This window comes from Flavobacterium sp., assembly GCF_965657075.1.
Lineage (GTDB): Bacteria > Bacteroidota > Bacteroidia > Flavobacteriales > Flavobacteriaceae > Flavobacterium.
The window spans coordinates 16,904-37,581 of record NZ_CBFHMV010000015.1 but is presented as its reverse complement, the minus strand read 5'-3'; the positions used below and the strand labels follow the sequence as shown (position 1 = coordinate 37,581).

Here is a 20,678-nt window from a genome sequence, read left to right as displayed (position 1 = left end):
CAAACTTTTTATTTAACAAAAAATTGTACTTTTGAAGCATGAAAAAACCAAATTACTTATACATGGTCATGTTGGGCTGTAGACCAAAAGGAAGACTTACTGAGCAACATGATATTTTTTTTGGCATTGGAAAATCTTTAGCTGAATTAATTCCAAATATGAAACAATTTTGGACAGAAGCTAAAGGTAAAATTCATATTGACGCTTGGCAAAAAGTAACTTTTATCGATGGCTTTTCTATAGAAGTTGTGGATAGATGTGAAGAAATAACAACTAATGAAAAGCTATTTTTCATCAATCTTGGAGGTTATAAGGAAAATGAATTTGAAGAATATCATTACAAAGTTTTAACAGTAGCAAAAAACAAAGCTGCTGCAATCAAAAACAGTAAAAAAACCACTTTCTTTAAACATTGTGGTTTTGAAGGAGCTGGAGCTTCTCATATTGATGATAAATTTGGAATAGATGTAGATGATATTTATAGAGTTAACGACATTTTATCGGATGATATTAAATCAAAATTTCAATTAAAAATCACTAAAATAGAAAATGGAATTGAAGATGAAAGACATATTGGTTATCTAAAACTAGACAAAAAAAACACCTTAAATTTATAATTATGGGAAGAAACAATGAAAAAAACATCAAGAAACACAACGATAAACTGCACAAAGAGCAAGACAAAGCAAAAGCTAAAAAAGTGGCTCGTGCTGAAAAATTAAAAGCTATTGTTAGAAAATTTAATGAAGAGAAAAATTAAACCTGACAGGTTTTAAAAGCTGTCAGGTTTTTTTTACATATTCCTTCTATACTGACCACCAACTTCAAACAAAGCATTGGTAATTTGTCCAAGAGAACAAACTTTGGTAGCATCCATTAGTTTTTCAAACATATTTTCGTTTTTAATGGCTGCATTTTGTAAAATTTCAATTTGCTCTTCTACTCTATCTTCATACGTTATATGCAATTGGTTCAACATATCAATTTGATATTGTTTTTCTTCTTCTGTAGCACGAATAACCTCAGCTGGAATAACCGTTGGAGAACCTTTTGAACTTAAGAATGTATTCACACCAATAATTGGAAATTCACCTGTATGTTTCAACATTTCATAATACATGGATTCTTCTTGAATTTTACTTCTTTGGTACATTGTTTCCATAGCTCCTAAAACTCCACCTCTTTCAGTAATTCTGTCAAATTCAGTTAAAACAGCTTCTTCTACTAAATCCGTTAATTCTTCAATAATGAACGAACCTTGAATTGGATTTTCGTTTTTCGCTAAACCTAATTCTTTATTAATAATCAACTGAATGGCCATGGCTCTTCGCACTGATTCTTCTGTAGGAGTTGTAATCGCTTCGTCGTAAGCATTGGTATGCAATGAATTACAGTTATCGTAAATCGCATATAAAGCTTGTAAAGTTGTACGAATATCATTAAAATCAATCTCTTGTGCGTGTAAGGAACGACCAGAAGTTTGAATGTGGTATTTCAACATTTGGGCTCTTTCGTTAGCACCGTATTTATTTTTTAAGGCTTTTGCCCAAATTTTTCTTGCAACACGACCAATCACAGCATATTCTGGATCAATTCCGTTGGAGAAGAAGAATGATAAGTTGGGTCCAAAATCATTGATGTTCATGCCACGACTTAAATAATATTCCACGTAAGTGAAACCGTTAGAAAGCGTGAATGCTAATTGTGTAATCGGATTCGCTCCAGCTTCAGCAATATGATATCCTGAAATAGAAACGGAATAAAAATTACGAACATTTTGCTTGATGAAATATTCTTGCACATCACCCATCAAACGTAAAGCAAATTCTGTTGAGAAAATACACGTATTTTGTGCTTGATCTTCTTTCAAAATATCCGCTTGAACCGTTCCACGAACTTGCGTTAAAGTTTTTACCTTAATATCATTATAAACTTCTAATGGTAAAACTTGATCACCTGTAACACCTAACAACATCAAACCTAAACCATTATTACTTTCTGGTAATTTTCCTTGGTATTGAGGTCTTTTGGTTCCTTTTTTCTTATAGATTTCGTTAATTCTTTCTTCTACTTCAACTTGTAAACCATTTTCAATAATATATTTTTCACAGTTTTGATCGATAGCAGCATTCATAAAGAACCCTAACAACATAGGTGCTGGTCCATTAATTGTCATAGAAACCGAAGTTAAAGCATGACTCAAATCGAAACCTGAATACAATTTTTTAGCATCATCTAAACAACAAATAGAAACTCCAGCATTTCCGATTTTTCCATAAATATCTGGACGTAAATCTGGATCATTTCCATATAAAGTTACACTATCAAAAGCTGTTGACAAACGTTTTGCGGGCATTCCTTGACTTACATAATGGAAACGTTTATTAGTTCTTTCTGGTCCACCTTCACCAGCAAACATTCTACTTGGGTCTTCTCCTTCACGCTTAAATGGATATAATCCTGATGCAAATGGAAATTCTCCAGGCACATTTTCTTGTAAATTCCATTTTAAAATATCACCCCAAGCTTTATATTTTGGTAACGAAACCTTTGGAATTTGAGAATGTGATAAAGATTCCGTATGCGTTGCAATTTTGATTTCTTTATCACGAACTTTAAACGTGTAAAATTCGTTTTTGTATTTCTGAACTTTTTCATCCCAAGTAAGAATTACTTCCCAATTGTAGGCATCTAAGTCCATTTTAATTTTATCAAATTGTTGCATTAACAATACTAAAAAAACTTTATTTTCTTCTGTTCTATTTAATGAATCAGCTACAATTCCAGTCTTATCAATTTGAGGAAGATTACCGTTTACCGATTCAATCGTTTTGAAAATACCATATAATTTTTGAGCCACTTCAACTTGTGTTAAAGCAATTTCATCGTATTTTCTGTTGTTTTCTGCAATTTCTGACAAATAACGTGTTCTGTGTGGTGGAATTACGAAAATTTTCTCACTCATTTCACGTGTAATTTGGAAAGTCGATTTTAAATCAACACCTGTTTTTTCTACCATTTTATCCATGATAGACTTGTACAAAGTATTCATTCCTGGATCGTTGAATTGAGAAGCAATTGTTCCAAAAACTGGCATTTCATCTGGATTTACATCCCAAAGATTATGATTGCGTTGGTATTGTTTTTTCACATCACGAATAGCATCTAAAGCTCCACGTTTATCAAATTTATTTAGCGCTACCAAATCCGCAAAATCCAACATATCGATTTTTTCCAATTGCGTTGCAGCTCCAAATTCTGGTGTCATAACATATAAAGAAACATCTGAATGATCCATAATTTCAGTATCCGATTGCCCAATTCCAGAAGTTTCAAGGATGATTAAATCATATTTTGCAGCTTTCAGTACTTGAATCGCTTCATTTACATATTTCGACAACGCTAAATTCGATTGACGAGTTGCCAAAGAACGCATATAAACCCTAGGATTATTGATGGCGTTCATACGAATTCTATCTCCTAAAAGTGCTCCACCGGTTTTTCTTTTTGATGGGTCAACTGAAATTAATCCGATTGTTTTTTCTGGAAAGTCGATTAAAAATCTTCTAACTAATTCATCTACTAAAGAAGATTTTCCTGCACCACCAGTTCCTGTGATTCCTAAAACAGGAGTTTTAGAAGTTTCATTCTTTTTGTGAATGGCATCCATAGTTTCCTTTGCAATTTCAGGAAAATTTTCAGCTGCAGAAATTACTCGAGCAATAGCTGTTGGCACTTTTTCTTCTAAATGATTGATTTCACCATTTAATTTATCACCAATCGGAAAATCAGAACGTTTTACTAAATCGTTAATCATTCCTTGTAATCCCATAGCACGACCATCGTCTGGAGAATATATTTTTTCTATTCCGTAAGCATGTAATTCTTCTATTTCTGTTGGAAGAATAACTCCACCACCACCAGCAAAAATTTTAATATGACCAGCACCTTTTTCATTTAGTAAATCATACATATATTTTAAATATTCTGTATGTCCACCTTGATAAGATGTCATGGCTATTGCATTCGCATCTTCTTGAATCGCTGTGTTTACAACTTCATCTACACTTCTATCGTGTCCCAAATGAATCACTTCACAACCTGTAGATTGGATGATTCTTCTCATAATATTAATTGCAGCATCGTGACCATCAAAAAGTGAGGCAGCTGTAACAATTCTTACTTTATTTATAGGAGTATAAGGTAACTGTGGTTCCATTTTAAATAATTATCAATTTTTAATGGTGCAATTTACGAATTAATTAAATTTTATACGATTTAAATGATTTAAAATTTGAATTCTAAAATGAGGCATTATATTTGTAAAGAATTTATAAATAAAAAAAATATCATGAAAAAAATAGTCTTGATCTCATTAACATCTTCATTAATCTTAGGTTGTGCTGAATTGCAACAAGTTGTAAATCAGTTACCACAAGGTTCAGTTGGTTTGAGTCAATTAGACATTGCAAATGGTTTGAAAGAAGCTTTAGATAATGGTATAGAAAAACAAGTTTCAAAGTTGACTGCTACAGATGGTTTTTTAAAAAATGAAGCGGTTAAAATTTTATTACCCGAAGAGCTTCAAAAAGTAGATAAAGGATTAAGAGATATAGGTTTATCAAGTTTAGCTGACGAAGGTTTAAAGGTATTGAACAGAGCTGCTGAAGATGCTGTAAAACAAGCTACTCCAATTTTTGTAGATGTTGTAAAAAACATGACTTTTAATGATGCTAAAAACATTTTAATGGGTGATAATTCTGCTGCAACCTCTTATTTACAAAGTACAACTTCAACTGCCTTGTATTCGAAATTTAATCCCGTTATTCAAAATTCATTTGCTAAAGTTGGAGCTGACAAAGTTTGGACAAACATTATTACAAAATACAACAGCATCCCTTTAGTAAAGAAAGTAAATCCAGATTTAACAGATTACACTACCAATAAAGCTATGGAAGGAGTTTTTAAAATGATAGCTGTTGAAGAACAAAATATTAGAACAAGTATAAGTTCTCGTTCATCAGATTTATTGAAAAAAGTTTTTGCTTTACAAGATCAAAAATAGTTTTTAGAAAATTTTATGTAATTTTATAGAAATCAATAACATAGATATAACAATGAATTAACATTAAACCAGAAAAAACTTCTGATATTTGCAACATGTAAAATACATATTAAGTTTGTTTGGTTAAGTTAGTTAAAGAAAACTGGTAGAAAGTCTGTCAGTTTTTTTTATGCCAATTTTTTAAGAAACTGAAGAGTAACTTCATTAAATTTTTGCGCTTGCTCAATATTAACCACATGACCACAATTATCAATTATTGTCAATTTTGAAGAATTGTAATGCTTTTTAACGACTTCTTTTATGGAAGGTAAAAACATATAATCTTCACTTCCCATAACATATAAAGTTGGAATTGCAAGTTCAATTTGTCTGAAATATTTCAACAATGGATTAATTTCGGCGGTAAGTTTAAACCATTTTATAAATTCTTTTTGATATAATTTTTTGGCTTCGTTTATAAAGAATAATCTGGATTGTTTGTGATTTTCTTTTGGCATTATTATAAACGCAAATAAACGATATAAGACTAAATAGGGTAACACATATTTAAAAATATTTCCAACTTTCATAAGTATTTGTGAGCGAAAATTCATTTTTAAAATGGCACCACCAAGTATCATGCTTTTTACTCTTGTTGGATGATCTTCGGCCAATTGTCTAATTAAAATAGTTCCTAAAGAAATACCTACAAAGTGAGAAGATTGAATTTTTAGATGATTAATCACCTCTAAAATATCATCTGTGATGGCTTTAAAAGTATATTTAGAAGAAGTTAATTTTATTTTATTTTTAGATGCACCATGACCGCGTAAATCTAAAAGTAAAACGTTATAGTACTTTTGAAATTCTCTAATTTGCTTGAACCAAATTGAAGAACTTCCTCCTGCTCCATGAACAAAGGTGATCCATTCTTGGCTAGTTTCGTTGTTATAAATAGTATAGGATAGCAATTAATTATTTTTTTTCAAATTTAGAATATAAAATCATAAAACAAGATTTAAATTAATACTAAATTTTATCATGCAACATTTTAAAATAATCAAAAGATTTAAGAATACGACTTCCATACCAAGAAAACATTTCGCCATCGACAAAAATGGTTTTGGCATGATGGGTAAAACGACCAATTTCGAAAGCATCTTCATCTTTAAAAGGATAAGGCTCTGTTGAGAGAAAAACCAGGTCTGGATCACCTTCTAAACGAATCTTTTTTAATTCTACTTCTGGATATCTTCCTTTGTCTTTGTAAATGTTTTCAAAATGATTTAGTTCTAATAAAGAATTGATAAACGTATCTTTTCCTGCAACCATATGTGGATTTTTCCAAATGAAATAGGTTGCTTTTTTTGAAGGTTTATCTTTGATAAAGTTTTGAAATTCTAGGTAAGCAAAATTGATTTTATCATACCATTTTTGAGCTTCTGTGCGCTTGTTAAACAACTTTCCAAAATCTAAAATCATTTGTAAATTATCTTCAATTGTATAAATATCTGTTACAATAACTGGACAAATATGACTTAATTCATCAACAATTTCTTTAGTATTTTCTTCTTTATTGGCAATAATTACATCAGGTTGAAGCAATTTTATTTTTTCAAATTTGATGTTTTTTGTGCCACCCACTATTGTTTTTGTTGCTCTAAAGTGGATTGGATGTACACAAAATTTTGTAATACCTACAATCGCATCTTCCAAACCTAAATCATATAATAATTCAGTTTGTGAAGGAACTAATGAAACAATACGTTTTGGTGTGGTTTCAAATGAAAAATTAATCTTTTCACCTTCTTTAAAGGTTGTATATTTGGTATTCAAAATAGTATTTTATAATTTAATGTAAATTAAGAACATGAAAAACAAAATTACTCTCATAATTTGCTTTTTAACAAGCCAAATATACGGACAAATTAATTTTAATTATAATTTTAATACAACGGGCCTACGTGTTTGTTTAGTTTCTGCAAATGTTACTGAAAATCCAGCAAGTATAGTCATTAATTTACATGATAATAATCAAAATACTACGCAAGATTATACCATTAAAAGAAGACCCATTAACAGTCAAAATACGGATTGGATAGTGGTAGCTTCCAATATTCCTGCAATTACAACTTCTTGGACTGATACAAATGTGACACTTGGAAGTGCTTATGAATATCAAATTTCTAGAAATACTGGAAGTCAAATTGCCACTGGATATGTCACGGCTTGTATAAGATATGATCAATCTGATTACAAAGGCAGAATGATTTTAGTTATTGATAATTCGTTTCAAACCTCATTATCTGCTGAAATTGCTCAACTCAAGAAGGATTTAATTTTTGAAGGTTGGTTTGTAGAAGAATTATATGTTAATAGAGCCACAACTTGGGAAACAGAACCAGAAATTATAACAATTAAAAATCAGATTACTACAATATACAACAACGCACCTGCCAATGATAAACCGAAACATTTATTTTTATTAGGACATATTCCTGTTCCTCGTTCTGGTCAGGGAGCTTTTGCACCAGACGGACATGATGAGAATAAAGGAGCTCGTGGAGCAGATTGCTATTATGCTGATATTGATGGTGTTTTTACTGATGTTGCAACCTATAATCCAGGAACTATTGACTCAAAAGCCATTAACTTACCTAACGATTTAAAATGGGATCAAGATTTTATTCCAAGTGACTTGGAAATGGCATTTGGAAGAGTAGATTTTGCTAACATAGGTGGAAGTTCGCAAACTGAATTACAACTTTTGCAAAGCTATTTGAATCGTTTGCACAATTACAGAATTGTGGCAACAGGTTTTGATATGGAAAATAAAACTGCTTTCCACTTTGGATATGACAATTCCAATGATGGTTCTTACAGAAGTTTGATTCCTCTTTCTGGAATTAATAATGTATATCAGCACACCGATAGTTCGATTTTTTCGCAATGGGTTCAACAAACAGGACCTTATCAAGTGTTTATGCAAAATGTTCAAGTTCCCAATCCAAATGAATGGGATCAATATGGTATGAATGCTACCATTTTTAGTTCAGATCAAAGTTATTGGGGTTATTGGGATGATGCCCAAAACTCTTGGGGTGCAGGACATATCAGAAATTTACTTTCAAAACCTACAAAATGTTTGGGAATACTGTACACTACTTCTGCGGTAAATTTATTTCATCAAACCGGCATGGGAGAAACTATGGGTTGGAGTATAAAACGAATTATGGACCACAACCAAACCAATAATTTATACCAAAAACCAGAACAAGATTATGATACTTGGGAATTTTGGGGAAGAACACATTTGCAATATCATGGTGATCCAACTTTGCGATTAAATCAAGTTATTCCACCAACTAATATTGAAGTTGGTTTGAATAATGGTCATTTAATTACTTGGAATGCTTCAACTGACTCTAATATTATTGGATATCATGTGTATAGAAGTTATATAGAAAATGGACCTTTTACACGATTAACTAGTGCTCCAATTACGGATTTATCTTTCACAGATGATGACTTAACTACTATGATTAGATATTATTTAGTTAAAGCCATAAAATTAGAGAATACAGGAAGTGGCACTTATTTGAATCCAAGTATAGGAATAATGGCTACAAATGCCTTAAGTAGTGCAAGTTTTTCTGAAAATTCAGTTCAAGTTTTTCCAAATCCAGCACAAAATGAAATAATTATTAGCTCAACTGAAACATTAATTTCTAGTGAATTATATGATGTTAAAGGACAAAAAATAGCAACGTTTAATCCAAACAACACTATTAACGTATCTAATTTGAGTCAAGGAATATACTTTTTGAAAATTTATAATAATGAAGGTTTTTGGGTTGTAAAAAAAATAGTTAAGTTCTAAGTTATTTTTTATCAAGATAGGCAGATAAGATCTTATAATTTGCAATTAAAAACAATCCAATTATTATATTTACAATCCCAACTATAAAATTAAAATAATCAACTTCATATCCATAAATTGAATTGCTTGAAGATTTAGTTTTAAATATATTTATCATTTCAAAAAGAACTCTTGGAAAATTATCTACGATTAAAAAACCAGCAATAAGAATTAAAGCAAACTTAAAAATTTGCTCATTTTTAAAATCACCCAAAATTATGATATTTTCATCATAGCCTTTATCTAAACCTAATTTATCAATTATAAAATCCGTTTTAAAAAGTAAAATTAGAAATAGTGCTACAGTTAAAAACATAGAACCTAAAACTATAAAAATAAACCACAATTCTTCTTTATACATTACAAAATTAGAAATATTAGAAGGTATAAAATTAAACAACGTTAAAATCATTGAATACAACCCAAAAAGTTTTATAATTATTCTAAAAAAATCTCTTTTTGTCATATTATCTATTATTTAAAATCAATTCCATTTCTTGTTGTAATTTCAAAGCTTCTTCCCTAGCCTTTTGAGCAAAATCCTCTTTATTGGAAGCATATATAATTCCACGAGATGAATTTATTAATAATCCAACCTCATCATTCATTCCATACTTACAAACGTCTTGTAAATTTCCGCCTTGAGCACCAACTCCAGGCACCAAAAGAAAATTATTTGGAACAATTTTTCTGATTTCAGTAAAATATTCTGCTTTAGTTGCGCCTACAACATACATTAAATTTTCTGAATTTTTCCAACCTTTTGAAATTTCTAAAACTTGTTTGTACAACTCTTTTCCATTAGTTTCTAAAACTTGAAAATCAAAAGCACCTTCATTAGAAGTCAAAGCCAACATAATAGTATGTTTATCTTCAAAAGCTAAAAAAGGTTCTACCGAATCTTTTCCCATGTAAGGAGCAACGGTTACTGAATCAAAATTTAAATCTTCAAAGAAAGCTTTAGCATACATGGTTGAAGTATTTCCAATATCACCGCGTTTTGCATCAGCAATCGTGAAAATTTCAGGATACTTTTCGTTGATATAATGAATTGTTTTTTGAAGTGATTGCCAACCTTTTATTCCGTAAGCTTCATAAAATGCAGTGTTTGGTTTATAAGAAACACACAAATCATGAGTAGCATCAATAATCGCTTTATTGAATTCATAAATTGGGTCTTCTAATGCTAATAAATGGTTTGGAATCTTATTCAAATCCACATCTAAGCCAATACAAAGAAAAGATTTTTTGGTTTGAATTTGGTCAATAAGTTGTTTTGTAGTCATTTGTAGTGTTGTTGTTTTGCAAATTTACAAATTGGAAAGCAATAAACTTTAAATTTTATAAGATTCCTTGAAAATTATGTAATGAAGTCAGGTGTTTGAAACAATATCTTTGTAAAGAACATTTTAATAGAATAGTAACCCTTAAAAAAACACTATGAATACTACAGAAATTAAAGGAAACTGGAACGAATTAAAAGGTAAATTAAAACAAAAATATGCCGATTTAACTGATGATGATTTGCTTTACGAAGAAGGAAAAGAAGAGGAACTTTATGGAAAACTTCAAGAAAAATTAGGAAAAACAAAAGATGAAGTTAAAAAATTTATTGCTGAATTATAAAATAAAGTATTATAACGCTTAATCAAGTGAACTGTCTATATTTAATTGGTAACTTTTACTAGATATTAATGGATATAGACAGTTTTTTATATAAAAAAAATCAAAAATGAATACTCTAAAACATAAAAAACATATTGTAAATGACTTGCTAGCTTTTATATTAATTGTATTCATGGCATATATTTTACAGGATTTTTTAATTCCTATCTTTTTTGCGTTAATATTAAGCGTTTTAATTTTTCCAATTGTAAAATATTTTGAAACTAGATTGTGCTTTAACCGAATATTTTCTATTTCACTTGCCATTATAATTTTTACAACAATTATCTTTTTCATTGTTGTGTTGATTGGGATTCAATTTGAAGAAATAATGAGTAAAAGCGATATGTATTATGCTAAAATTGGAAGTAAATTAACAACCATAATTGAGCAAACCGAAAATACTACAGGCATTGCAAGTGCTGATATAGTTGGAAGTAAAAACATAGAAGTAAAACAATTATTAAAACAAAACTCGGCTAAAATATTTGATTTTATAACAGCTTCTGGAGGTATTTTGGGCGACTTTGTACTTTCGCCACTTTATATGTTTTTGTTTTTATTGTACAGAAATTTTTTAATTAGTTTTCTTTATCGAGCGACTTCAATTATTAGTACAAAACAAAAAATGCGTTTCATTTTAACCGAATTGTATAAAGTACAACAAAACTATTTGCTAGGTATGGTTAGTGTGATGTTTATTGTTGGGTTGTTAAACAGTTTAGGACTTTTAATTTTAGGTATTGATCATGCTTTTTTCTTTGGATTTTTATGTGCGTTACTTTTGTTAATTCCTTATGTAGGAATAATAATTGGCTCTATTTTACCAGCATTAATTGCCTTAGCTACTAAAGATTCTTATTGGTATGCGTTTGGAGTAATTGCCATTTTTGGATTTATACAGTTTATTGAAGGTAATTTTATTACACCAAAAATTACAGGTTCTAAGGTTTCCTTAAATGCTTTGGTTTCTATATTGGTAATTGTATTATTTTCAATGCTTTGGGGAATTCCAGGAATGATTTTGGCACTTCCAATAACGGCTTCTTTAAAAGTAATTTTTGATAATTCTGAAAAATTTAAACCGATAGGATTTTTATTAGGTGAAGCGGAAGAAAAATATTTTAGCAGTAGAGCAAAAAACAGATTAAAAATTTGGAGAAAAATTAGAAAACAAAAAAAAAGTTAAAACATGAATGCTGAAATAAATACATTTACAAATTCAACATATGAATCTTGGAACAATTTAATTAATCATTTACCAACTGTTTTATTAGCAGTTTTAATTCTTGTATTAGGATTATTTAGTATAAAAATGATTAACAAATATGCTAAAAAAACCCTCATTAAAAAAGCAAAAGACCCTTTAATTGCCGATTTCATGTTGAGTATAATTTCTTTAGTTTTAACAGTATTTTTGCTGGTCATTTGTTTAGGCGTTTTAGGATTTGATAACGTAACAAACAATATATTGGCTGGTGCTGGAATAACCACTTTTATTATAGGTTTTGCATTAAAAGATATTGGTGAAAACTTTTTAGCGGGAATTTTAATGGCTTTTCAACGTCCATTTAGAATTGGAGATTTAATTCAAATTGAAAATATTAAAGGTAAAGTTATTGAAATGAATTTACGTTCAACAACAGTAAAAACCCTTGATGGAATTGATGCTTACATTCCAAATGCTTCCATATTAAAAAATAATTTAGAAAATTTTACTATCGATCAATTAATGCGAAATGATTTTACAATAGCCATTAATCATGATGAAAACACAGAAAATGCCTTAAAAATTATTGAAACGCTGCTTGAAGAAAATGAATTTGTTTTAAAATTTCCAAAATATGCTGTCGTTGTTGAAAAAATTGAAAATGATATCGTTTTTATTGCTGTATTTTATTGGTACAGAACAGATGAAGTAAAAGCTCCTGGCGGAAAATTGAAATCCGATTTACAATTATTAGTGTATAAAACCTTAAAATCGGAAAAATACAATTTGCCAAGTACAACTGTTTCTATTGAAAGAATATAAAACATTAAATAAATTTATATAAATTTACAACAAAACCATTTCTATGAAGATATTCATCAAGTTTGATTTTAATGCCGTTTGCAATAAAATTCTAGAAGAAAAACTGGAACAACATCAACTTAAACACAGAGTTTTAGGCTTTGGTGAAGTAGAGTTTTTAGAAAATATTACTGATGAAAAATTAAATGATTTTAGTCAATCGTTAGCTCCTTTCGGAATTGAAATTGTTGAAAATCAAAAATCAATTCTCATCCAAAAAATAAAAGACGTTATCATTGACATGGTTTTTAATGAAGATGCAAATGTAACTGTGAAAAGTTCTGTTTATATTTCTGAAAAATTAGGACATAGTTATGGCTATTTATCTAATTTATTTTCTGAAATCACCTACACTTCAATTGAAAACTTTATCATTCTTCAAAAAATAGAATATACCAAACAACTGATCATCAACAATCAATTGTCATTAACCGAAATTGCTTTTAAACTTAATTATTCAAGTGTAGCTCATTTAAGTACACAATTTAAAAATACAACCGGAATAACTCCATCTGCTTTTCAAAGAATTATTAAAAAAAGAAGAGAAATTGCAACTCAAAATTTAAACTAAAACTATATGCAAGAAGATTTTATCCTGATAACTTTAGCTGATGATGACGAAGATGATAGATTGTTTTTTACCGATGCTTTTGATGAATTAAAAATAAACACAATTGTAAACACGGTCAATAATGGTAAAGACTTATTAAATTTTCTGAATCATTCCGAAACAGTTTTACCTAACATTATTTTTTTAGATTTAAATATGCCAATTTTAAATGGTATTGATTGTTTAAAGGAAATCAAATTGAACAATAAATTTAAGGATATTGCAATTGCTATTTATTCTACTTCATCATCTGAGCAAGATATTGAAAACACTTTTGTTTTAGGTGCCAATATTTACATTAAAAAACCAAGCAACTTTAACGATTTAAAAAAAATTCTGTCGGATGTTGTTACCATTAATTGGCAATATCACACCAACGGACTAAATAAAGATAATTTTTTACTAAGAATGTAATGCCACTAACCGAGAGAAAATACAAGTCTTCTGTTTATCATAAAATTATTTTTACAATAAGTTTATTTGTGTTGCTATTTATTGGTGCCATAACATTTAAACACATCAATAATATTTCCGATTCATCCAATTTACTTATTCATACTTACGAAGTGAATTTAGAATTAGAACATCTTTTTTCATACATAAAAGACTCTGAAAACAGCATGAGAGGTTATTTAATCTCAAAAGATACTATTTACTTAACACCTTACAACAATGCTACAAAAAACATCAATACTACTTTTTTAAATCTTAAAAGGTTGACTACCGATAATAAAAAACAGCAAAAAAATCTCGAAGAACTCTATGAAATAGTCAATAAACGAAATGAATTTATTTCAAACTATGCTGATATTGAAGAAAGTATTGATTTAACAAAAAGTAATAAATTTAAAAGAAATTTTAGAGAAAGTAGTCGCTTATTAGTCACCATCAGAGAAAAATTAAACAGCATGGTTGCTCTCGAAGAATCTTACTTAAAATCGAGAAATTCTGTATATAAAGACCAAATTTATCTAACTCCTATTCTTACTTTAGGCATATTATTTATTACACTATTACTAATTATTTATGCTTATTATCAAACAACAAAGGATATTGAAATATTACAAATTACAAATACACAACTCAATAAATCACAATTTTTAAGTTATCAGGCCGAAATTTTATCTGATTTCGGAACTTGGGAATGGAATTTAACAACTAATGTTTTAAAATATTCTGATAATTTATATCGAATATTAGGTGTTGAACCGCAATCATTTGAACCTAGCCAAGAACGTTTCCTACAATTTGTACACCCAAATGATACTGAAAATGTATCTGCTATTTTCACCAAAATACTTACAGATGAAGATTTACCAAAATCTTATTTTAGCATTATAAGACCCAATGGAGAAACCAGATTGTTAAGAGCTACCGGAAAATTATTTACTGATAAATTGGGAAATAAAACAGTTTTGGGCGTTTCTGAAGACATTACTTTAGAAAATAATAAAACCGAATTATTAAAAAGCAATTATGAAGATTTAATAAAAGTAAACAACAATTTAAAAATCTTTGAAGAGTCTAGTAAACAAGCCGAAATTTTAGGAAATTATGGCAGTTGGATATTAAATTTTAATACCAATAAGTTTACTTATTCAGATAATAAATTTAGACTTTTAGGTTTTGAACCGCAATCTTTTGATCCGACCATTGAAAAACTTCTGGAATTTATTCATCCTGATGATAAAAATACAGTTGTAAAAGCATACGAAAGTGCTTTAAAAACATTCACAATTCCATCGATGGATTATAAAATCATTACAAAAGATGGAGCAATAAGGCATTTTAAAACCATTGCAAAATCTTACACTGACTTACAAGGCAACCAAAGCATGATTGGAACAACTCAAGATGTTACCGATGAGTATGAAAAAAATCAGCACATTAAAGATCGAAACAAAGAACTAGAACAAAAAATTAAAGAACTAAATGAATTTAATCATGTTGCCAGTCACGATTTACAAGAGCCTTTAAGAAAAATTCAAACATTTATTTCCAGAATTAATGATAAAGAAAAAGAAAATTTATCTGAATTTGGTTTAGAATATTTACACAGAATTGAAAAAGCTTCAAACAGAATGCGCATTTTAATTAATGATTTACTTCAATACTCAAGAACCAACAGAGCAGAAAAAAACCTCATAAAGGTAGATTTAAATGAATCTTTAAACAATACACTTTCAGAATTATCTCAATATATTGAAGAGAAAAAAGCCGAAATAAGTTTTGAAGTTCTTCCTGTAATTGATGGAATAGATTTTCAAATACAACAACTTTTTTTGAATCTTATAAGTAACTCATTAAAATATTCTAAAGAAGAAATTGCTCCAATAATTAACATCAAATACGAAGAAGTTAATGCAAATAATGAAGCTCTTTTAAAAGATTCATCTACCAAAAAATATTACAAAATAGATTTTTCAGATAATGGAATTGGATTTGAACAAGAGCATGCTGATAAAATATTTTTATTGTTTAATAGATTGCACGGAAAAACAGAATATCATGGAACAGGTGTTGGATTAGCCATTTGTAAAAAAATAGTTGAAAATCATAACGGTTTTATTTTTGCTAAAAGTCAAGTCGGAATTGGATCAACTTTTACCATTTATATTCCATTGATCATAAAGTAACAAACCTTAATGGTGAGGGAATTCTATAACATCTTAATGAAATAATATAACACCTTTTTTAGCCAATATTCAGACCTTTGTTTTAAAACATTGCTATGAAAAAAATTAAAATAATCAATCACAAACATTATTTGATGCTAGCTTTTATTTTGTTTTTTATTGCTTCATGTAATAATTCAGATAAAAATTCTAGTAGATATTATCCTAATATAAGTAAAAATAATGCAGATGATAATTTAAAAATTAGTTATAAATCCGTAATTAATTTATACATCAATAATAAAAAAATCATTGATATTGCTTCCCGTGCTTTTGTTGAATCCAAACAATTTAACGAATCAAATACTATTTTACAAATTAAAAAAGACCATCTAAAAATTGAAAATGATATAAAAAAATACACTTCAAAAAATTTAATAATTATTCCTAAACCTATATATGATTTAAAGTTAAATCAAACCTATTTAAATAGGGAAGCATCAAATTTTTACTTAATCACACTTTTAAAAAAAGAAATTAACAATCAAATTCAGTTGATAGATTCTATTATTAAAACTTCAAACGACGAAGAATTAAAAAAAATTGCTGAGGATTCTAAAAAAAATATTCAACACAGTAGTAAAAAACTGGAATCTATTAATAAAGGTTGAAATACATAAGTTACAAAATCAACCAACAAGCTATCTCCTCTTAAAAAAGAGGAGTTTTTTTATGCTCTAAAACTTCACAAAAGCAATAATGGAAATTCTATAAAACATGTAAAATATCTTGTAACAAAAAAGGGTCAAAACAATCGCACCTTTGTAATGTAGCAATCGAACTACAAAACACAATTATAAAACTAAAAAAAATTATCATGAAAAAACAAATCAAATTATTAGCCTTAGTTGTAGTTGTAGGAGCAACTTTTACATCTGCAAATGCACAAACTAACTCATCAAACGGTGCGCATATAGGAATTAAAGGTGGTGTTAACTTCTCTAACATGTACACTGAAGATGTAGATGACAATAATGTTCTAACAAGTTTTAATGCTGGTTTATATGCTAATTTACCTGTAACTAATTTCATATCCATTCAACCAGAGTTTTTATTCAGTAGAAAAGGTTCAGAATTAACATATAACAATGCCTTAGCAGATGGAACGGCAAAGTTTAAATTAAATTATATTGAAGTTCCTGTTTTATTGAAGTTGAACTTAACGAGAAATTTAAATATTCATGCAGGACCTTACTTCGCCTACTTAATTGACGCACAAGTAACTAACGAAACTGCCAGTGGAAATTTTAATTTTGAAGATAACTTTAATAATGATGACTTCAATAAATTTGACGCAGGTATTGCTGTTGGTGCAGGTTTAGATTTTGATATGATTGGAATTGGTGCTCGATACAATTATGGGCTTTCAACTGTAGGAAAAGAAAGAACTTTTGCAGGAACAAGTTATACTTTTCCTGACGGAAAAAACAGTAATCTAAGTTTGTACGTTTCTTTCAAACTTTAAAAAATAAAAAACGCATGCAAAACTTATTATATACAGCAGCAGTAGTACTGATAATATGTTGGGCTTTAGGATTCTTTGTTTACAATTTCGGATCGTTGGTTCATATTTTATTAGTAATAGCAGCCCTAGCAGTATTATTACGAATAATAAAAGGAAAAAAAATATAAACAATAAAATACATACACATGAAAACAAGTAAAACAATAATCGGAGTATTAGGTGGAGTTGCAGTTGGTGCAGCATTAGGAATATTATTTGCTCCAGACAAAGGATCTAAAACAAGAAAAAAAATAGCAAAAAAAACCAATAATGCTAAAGAAAGCTTGAAACATAGTTTTGATGAATTTTTGGATACCCATTCAGAAAAATATAATACAATTATTGAAGATGGTGAAGAGTTGCTAGAAGAAGGAAAAGAGGAATTAAAAAAAATCAAAAAAGAAATTTCTAAATAATAATTATAATGGAAAATGTTGCAACAAACATAGAATTACTTTATGAAAAAGCTAAAAATTATACTGAAACAAGTATAGAATTATTTAGACTAAATGCAATTGATAAAACTGCAGACGTAGTTTCGTCTTTATTTGCTAGATTAATTCTAATCATGGTTGTTGCAATGTTTACATTATTCATTAACATAGCTTTAAGCCTGTTTATTGGATCACTTTTAGGAGCTACTTATTTGGGATTTTTGATTGTTTCAGGAATTTATTTAGTTCTTTCTATCATTATTTATAATTACAACGAAAAGTTAATTAAAATACCATTGACCAATTTAGTGATTTCTAAATTATTAAAAACAAAAATTAGAGCATCAAACGACTCAAATGAAAATGAAAATAATGAAATCCTATAAAAATCAAAGTTTAGAATTGGACAAATCCATTACTATTTTAGAACAACAACGAAAATTAATGTTGGTTGATTTAAAACAACAATTGAATGTAACCTATGAAAGTTTAAGACCAATTAATGTGATCAATGCTACTATTGATGATATTAGAAACTCAACAGAATTAAAAAATAATGTTTTAGAAACTGTTGTAAGTGTTGCAGGTGGTTATGCGTCCAAAATGTTTCTTGTAGGAAAATCAAATTCTATATTCAAAAAAATATTTGGAGCATTATTACAATACGGAGCTACTAATTTAATTTCGAATAAAGTTCATAAAAAAATAATCAAATATTTTTCAAAAAAATAAATGATTTGGATTTAAAAATAACGCTAACTATTAAAAAAAAAGCAAATGAAAAATTTAAAAATAACAATAATGCTTATAGCATTAACAACAGCTTTTACTTCATGTAAGGATGAAAATCAAGAAATGGCAAAAAAATCAGTCACTTCATTTCAAAAATATGTGGATTCAATTAGTACTGTTACTCAAACGGAAGCTGCTGAAAACTGGGATGAAATTCAGGCCAATTATGAAAAAATGAAGATGAATGTAGAAAGCTCACTAGCAAATGCAACTGAAAAAGAAAGTCTGCAAAAGGAAATTGATAATGCTTTTGCAAAATATGACGATTTTAAAGTTAAAATTGTTGCCGAAAAGGAAAAAATGAATGCTGAAAAAGAAAAAATGATGCTTTATAAATCGTTATTTGGCTCATTTTATATAGGTGATGATATGAAGTTTAATTGGGTTAATAAAGACAATATTTTAAGTGTCTACGAAAACTTTTACAAAACTACAGAAGCCAACAAAGACGCTTATTCTAGAGAAGATTGGGATGAAATAAAATTAGCTTATGAAGCTTTAGATACAAGAAAAAACACAGTAGAAAAAGAAGGATTATCTACAAAAGATAATTTAAAAATTGCAGGAATTAAAATGAAATTTGCTCCAATGTACACACTTAACAGAATGGGCACAAAATCTGAGGAAAATTCTGAAGCCAAGAAATAAAAAAAAACCAAAAAAAATAGCGAGAAATTTCTCGCTATTTTTTTTATAAATTTGATTACTAAGAAAAGCTTAGAAAACTTCGGATTCTTTTAACTTTTCAGTGTTACTTACCAATTGTAATTCACTTACAATCTTTTGAATATCACCGTTCATTATATTTCCTAAATCGTATAATGTAAGTCCAATTCTATGATCTGTAACACGACCTTGTGCATAATTGTACGTTCTAATTTTAGCCGAACGGTCACCACTACTTACTTGTGATGTACGTTTTGTAGCATCTTCAGCTTCTTTTTTGGCTAATTCCATTTCATATAAACGAGAACGTAATACATTTAAAGCTTTGTCTTTATTTTTATGTTGCGATTTTTGATCTTGGCATTGTGCTACTAAACCTGTTGGGATATGTGTTAAACGAACAGCCGATTTTGTGGTGTTTACCGATTGACCACCAGGACCAGACGAACAGAAAAAATCTACACGTACATCATTCATATCAATTTGAACATCAAATTCTTCGGCTTCTGGTAAAACCATAACAGTTGCCGCTGAAGTATGAACACGACCTTGTGTTTCTGTTTGAGGAACACGTTGTACACGGTGTACACCAGCTTCAAATTTTAAAGTACCATAAACATCTTCACCAGTAACCTCAAAAATAACTTCTTTAAAACCACCTGATGTTCCTTCATTCATATCTACAGTAGAAGTTCTCCAACCTTTACTTTCACAGTATTTAGTGTACATTCTATATAAATCTCCAGCAAAAATAGAGGCTTCATCTCCACCAGTTCCTGCACGAATCTCAACCATTACATTTTTGGCATCTTCAGGATCTTTTGGAATCAACATAAATTTGATTTCTTCCTCTAATTCTGGTAAACGATTTTTTGCTTCATCCAATTGCATTTTAGCCATTTCAACCATTTCTGCATCTGATCCATCAGCAATTATTTCGTTTGCTTCTTCTATATTTCCTGTTATGTTTATTAATTCTTCACGTTTTTCCATCAAATCTCTCAAACCTTTGTATTCTTGGTTCAAAGAAACATAACGTTTTTGATCGGCAATTACATCAGGTTGAATAATCAAATCTGATATTTCATCGAAACGTTGTTTTACATATTGAAGTCTTTCTAGCATTTTTGTATTCTTTTATTGGAGTGCAAAGATAAGGAAAAAAGTGTTCAGTTTGTAACCTAGTGATTACAGTTTTTAGAATATGAAAATCAAGCCTTTAAAAACTTTAACACATGCTTATTTAAATTAAGTCTAAATAAATTTTGTAATTACAATTGTACCTGTTAATTTTGCAT

23 protein-coding genes are annotated in these 20,678 nt (G+C 28.9%); 17 read left to right on the top strand and 6 right to left on the bottom strand.

Annotated features, from left to right (window positions below; translation table 11 throughout):
• The first annotated feature begins 38 nt into the window (after positions 1-38).
• Both ACTF56_RS09355 and ACTF56_RS09350 read left to right on the top strand, forming a co-directional pair.
• Complete coding sequence (locus ACTF56_RS09355) at positions 39-617, top strand: DUF1543 domain-containing protein (protein WP_438966639.1); 579 nt, start codon at positions 39-41, stop codon at positions 615-617.
• Positions 618-619: 2 nt separating this feature from the next.
• Positions 620-760, top strand: coding sequence for a hypothetical protein (locus ACTF56_RS09350; RefSeq protein WP_438966638.1), 141 nt, complete (start codon positions 620-622; stop codon positions 758-760).
• A 33-nt stretch (positions 761-793) separates the two neighbouring features.
• Here ACTF56_RS09350 and ACTF56_RS09345 read toward each other — a convergent pair whose 3' ends face one another.
• Positions 794-4,219, bottom strand: a complete 3,426-nt coding sequence (locus ACTF56_RS09345; RefSeq protein ID WP_438966637.1) for a methylmalonyl-CoA mutase family protein — start codon at positions 4,217-4,219, stop codon at positions 794-796.
• A gap of 132 nt (positions 4,220-4,351) precedes the next feature.
• Between ACTF56_RS09345 and ACTF56_RS09340 the strand changes: the two genes are divergently transcribed.
• Positions 4,352-5,065 (top strand): DUF4197 domain-containing protein, encoded by a 714-nt coding sequence (locus ACTF56_RS09340; protein WP_438966636.1) that lies wholly within the window; start codon positions 4,352-4,354, stop codon positions 5,063-5,065.
• 167 nt (positions 5,066-5,232) lie between these two features.
• On the opposite strand, the gene ACTF56_RS09335 is transcribed toward ACTF56_RS09340, so the two are convergent.
• Positions 5,233-6,015 (bottom strand): alpha/beta fold hydrolase, encoded by a 783-nt coding sequence (locus tag ACTF56_RS09335; protein ID WP_438966635.1) that lies wholly within the window; start codon positions 6,013-6,015, stop codon positions 5,233-5,235.
• Between the two features lie 58 nt (positions 6,016-6,073).
• Positions 6,074-6,880, bottom strand: a complete 807-nt coding sequence (locus tag ACTF56_RS09330; RefSeq protein ID WP_438966634.1) for an ABC transporter substrate-binding protein — start codon at positions 6,878-6,880, stop codon at positions 6,074-6,076.
• Between the two features lie 34 nt (positions 6,881-6,914).
• Between ACTF56_RS09330 and ACTF56_RS09325 the strand changes: the two genes are divergently transcribed.
• Entirely contained in the window at positions 6,915-8,924 is a 2,010-nt protein-coding gene (locus tag ACTF56_RS09325) for a T9SS type A sorting domain-containing protein (protein ID WP_438966633.1), read from the top strand.
• Position 8,925: 1 nt separating this feature from the next.
• On the opposite strand, the gene ACTF56_RS09320 is transcribed toward ACTF56_RS09325, so the two are convergent.
• Both ACTF56_RS09320 and pyrF read right to left on the bottom strand, forming a co-directional pair.
• Positions 8,926-9,429, bottom strand: a complete 504-nt coding sequence (locus tag ACTF56_RS09320; protein WP_438966632.1) for a hypothetical protein — start codon at positions 9,427-9,429, stop codon at positions 8,926-8,928.
• 1 nt (position 9,430) lies between these two features.
• Positions 9,431-10,249 carry an orotidine-5'-phosphate decarboxylase gene (gene pyrF / locus ACTF56_RS09315; RefSeq protein WP_438966631.1) on the bottom strand — a complete coding sequence of 273 codons (819 nt, stop codon included), beginning with the start codon at positions 10,247-10,249 and terminating at the stop codon, positions 9,431-9,433.
• A 154-nt stretch (positions 10,250-10,403) separates the two neighbouring features.
• Between pyrF and ACTF56_RS09310 the strand changes: the two genes are divergently transcribed.
• From ACTF56_RS09310 to ACTF56_RS09250, 13 genes are all read left to right on the top strand, one after another.
• Positions 10,404-10,589, top strand: a complete 186-nt coding sequence (locus ACTF56_RS09310; RefSeq protein WP_438966630.1) for a CsbD family protein — start codon at positions 10,404-10,406, stop codon at positions 10,587-10,589.
• A gap of 106 nt (positions 10,590-10,695) precedes the next feature.
• On the top strand, positions 10,696-11,817 hold the full coding sequence (locus tag ACTF56_RS09305; RefSeq protein ID WP_438966629.1) for an AI-2E family transporter: 1,122 nt from the start codon (positions 10,696-10,698) through the stop codon (positions 11,815-11,817).
• Positions 11,818-11,820: 3 nt separating this feature from the next.
• Positions 11,821-12,660 (top strand): mechanosensitive ion channel family protein, encoded by an 840-nt coding sequence (locus tag ACTF56_RS09300; protein ID WP_438966628.1) that lies wholly within the window; start codon positions 11,821-11,823, stop codon positions 12,658-12,660.
• 43 nt (positions 12,661-12,703) lie between these two features.
• Positions 12,704-13,270 (top strand): helix-turn-helix domain-containing protein, encoded by a 567-nt coding sequence (locus tag ACTF56_RS09295; RefSeq protein WP_438966627.1) that lies wholly within the window; start codon positions 12,704-12,706, stop codon positions 13,268-13,270.
• A gap of 6 nt (positions 13,271-13,276) precedes the next feature.
• Positions 13,277-13,723, top strand: a complete 447-nt coding sequence (locus ACTF56_RS09290; RefSeq protein ID WP_438966626.1) for a response regulator — start codon at positions 13,277-13,279, stop codon at positions 13,721-13,723.
• A complete protein-coding gene (locus tag ACTF56_RS09285; RefSeq protein WP_438966625.1) occupies positions 13,723-15,945 on the top strand; it encodes a PAS domain-containing protein in 2,223 nt (740 codons plus the stop codon). Before ACTF56_RS09290 ends, ACTF56_RS09285 begins: the two co-directional genes overlap by 1 nt.
• A gap of 95 nt (positions 15,946-16,040) precedes the next feature.
• A complete protein-coding gene (locus ACTF56_RS09280) occupies positions 16,041-16,595 on the top strand; it encodes a hypothetical protein (RefSeq protein ID WP_438966624.1) in 555 nt (184 codons plus the stop codon).
• A gap of 206 nt (positions 16,596-16,801) precedes the next feature.
• Positions 16,802-17,449 carry a porin family protein gene (locus tag ACTF56_RS09275; protein WP_438966623.1) on the top strand — a complete coding sequence of 216 codons (648 nt, stop codon included), beginning with the start codon at positions 16,802-16,804 and terminating at the stop codon, positions 17,447-17,449.
• A 14-nt stretch (positions 17,450-17,463) separates the two neighbouring features.
• Positions 17,464-17,616 carry a lmo0937 family membrane protein gene (locus ACTF56_RS09270; protein WP_438966622.1) on the top strand — a complete coding sequence of 51 codons (153 nt, stop codon included), beginning with the start codon at positions 17,464-17,466 and terminating at the stop codon, positions 17,614-17,616.
• An 18-nt stretch (positions 17,617-17,634) separates the two neighbouring features.
• A complete protein-coding gene (locus tag ACTF56_RS09265) occupies positions 17,635-17,904 on the top strand; it encodes a YtxH domain-containing protein (RefSeq protein ID WP_438966621.1) in 270 nt (89 codons plus the stop codon).
• A gap of 8 nt (positions 17,905-17,912) precedes the next feature.
• Complete coding sequence (locus ACTF56_RS09260) at positions 17,913-18,308, top strand: hypothetical protein (RefSeq protein ID WP_438966620.1); 396 nt, start codon at positions 17,913-17,915, stop codon at positions 18,306-18,308.
• Positions 18,295-18,654, top strand: a complete 360-nt coding sequence (locus ACTF56_RS09255; RefSeq protein ID WP_438966619.1) for a hypothetical protein — start codon at positions 18,295-18,297, stop codon at positions 18,652-18,654. Before ACTF56_RS09260 ends, ACTF56_RS09255 begins: the two co-directional genes overlap by 14 nt.
• Positions 18,655-18,699: 45 nt before the next feature.
• Complete coding sequence (locus tag ACTF56_RS09250; protein WP_438966618.1) at positions 18,700-19,362, top strand: hypothetical protein; 663 nt, start codon at positions 18,700-18,702, stop codon at positions 19,360-19,362.
• 69 nt (positions 19,363-19,431) lie between these two features.
• On the opposite strand, the gene prfA is transcribed toward ACTF56_RS09250, so the two are convergent.
• Complete coding sequence (prfA, locus tag ACTF56_RS09245; RefSeq protein WP_438966617.1) at positions 19,432-20,505, bottom strand: peptide chain release factor 1; 1,074 nt, start codon at positions 20,503-20,505, stop codon at positions 19,432-19,434.
• Positions 20,506-20,678: the final 173 nt, after the last annotated feature.

Coding starts and splice junctions, on each gene's coding strand:
- ACTF56_RS09355 (WP_438966639.1), top strand. CDS start 39: ATGAAAAAACCAAATTACTTATACATGGTCATGTTGGGCTGTAGACCA.
- ACTF56_RS09350 (WP_438966638.1), top strand. CDS start 620: ATGGGAAGAAACAATGAAAAAAACATCAAGAAACACAACGATAAACTG.
- ACTF56_RS09275 (WP_438966623.1), top strand. CDS start 16,802: ATGAAAAAACAAATCAAATTATTAGCCTTAGTTGTAGTTGTAGGAGCA.
- ACTF56_RS09270 (WP_438966622.1), top strand. CDS start 17,464: ATGCAAAACTTATTATATACAGCAGCAGTAGTACTGATAATATGTTGG.
- pyrF (WP_438966631.1), bottom strand. CDS start 10,249: ATGACTACAAAACAACTTATTGACCAAATTCAAACCAAAAAATCTTTT.
- ACTF56_RS09320 (WP_438966632.1), bottom strand. CDS start 9,429: ATGACAAAAAGAGATTTTTTTAGAATAATTATAAAACTTTTTGGGTTG.
- ACTF56_RS09250 (WP_438966618.1), top strand. CDS start 18,700: ATGAAAAATTTAAAAATAACAATAATGCTTATAGCATTAACAACAGCT.
- ACTF56_RS09285 (WP_438966625.1), top strand. CDS start 13,723: ATGCCACTAACCGAGAGAAAATACAAGTCTTCTGTTTATCATAAAATT.
- ACTF56_RS09265 (WP_438966621.1), top strand. CDS start 17,635: ATGAAAACAAGTAAAACAATAATCGGAGTATTAGGTGGAGTTGCAGTT.
- ACTF56_RS09340 (WP_438966636.1), top strand. CDS start 4,352: ATGAAAAAAATAGTCTTGATCTCATTAACATCTTCATTAATCTTAGGT.
- ACTF56_RS09295 (WP_438966627.1), top strand. CDS start 12,704: ATGAAGATATTCATCAAGTTTGATTTTAATGCCGTTTGCAATAAAATT.
- ACTF56_RS09290 (WP_438966626.1), top strand. CDS start 13,277: ATGCAAGAAGATTTTATCCTGATAACTTTAGCTGATGATGACGAAGAT.
- ACTF56_RS09345 (WP_438966637.1), bottom strand. CDS start 4,219: ATGGAACCACAGTTACCTTATACTCCTATAAATAAAGTAAGAATTGTT.
- ACTF56_RS09310 (WP_438966630.1), top strand. CDS start 10,404: ATGAATACTACAGAAATTAAAGGAAACTGGAACGAATTAAAAGGTAAA.
- ACTF56_RS09300 (WP_438966628.1), top strand. CDS start 11,821: ATGAATGCTGAAATAAATACATTTACAAATTCAACATATGAATCTTGG.
- prfA (WP_438966617.1), bottom strand. CDS start 20,505: ATGCTAGAAAGACTTCAATATGTAAAACAACGTTTCGATGAAATATCA.
- ACTF56_RS09280 (WP_438966624.1), top strand. CDS start 16,041: ATGAAAAAAATTAAAATAATCAATCACAAACATTATTTGATGCTAGCT.
- ACTF56_RS09260 (WP_438966620.1), top strand. CDS start 17,913: ATGGAAAATGTTGCAACAAACATAGAATTACTTTATGAAAAAGCTAAA.
- ACTF56_RS09305 (WP_438966629.1), top strand. CDS start 10,696: ATGAATACTCTAAAACATAAAAAACATATTGTAAATGACTTGCTAGCT.
- ACTF56_RS09325 (WP_438966633.1), top strand. CDS start 6,915: ATGAAAAACAAAATTACTCTCATAATTTGCTTTTTAACAAGCCAAATA.
- ACTF56_RS09255 (WP_438966619.1), top strand. CDS start 18,295: ATGAAATCCTATAAAAATCAAAGTTTAGAATTGGACAAATCCATTACT.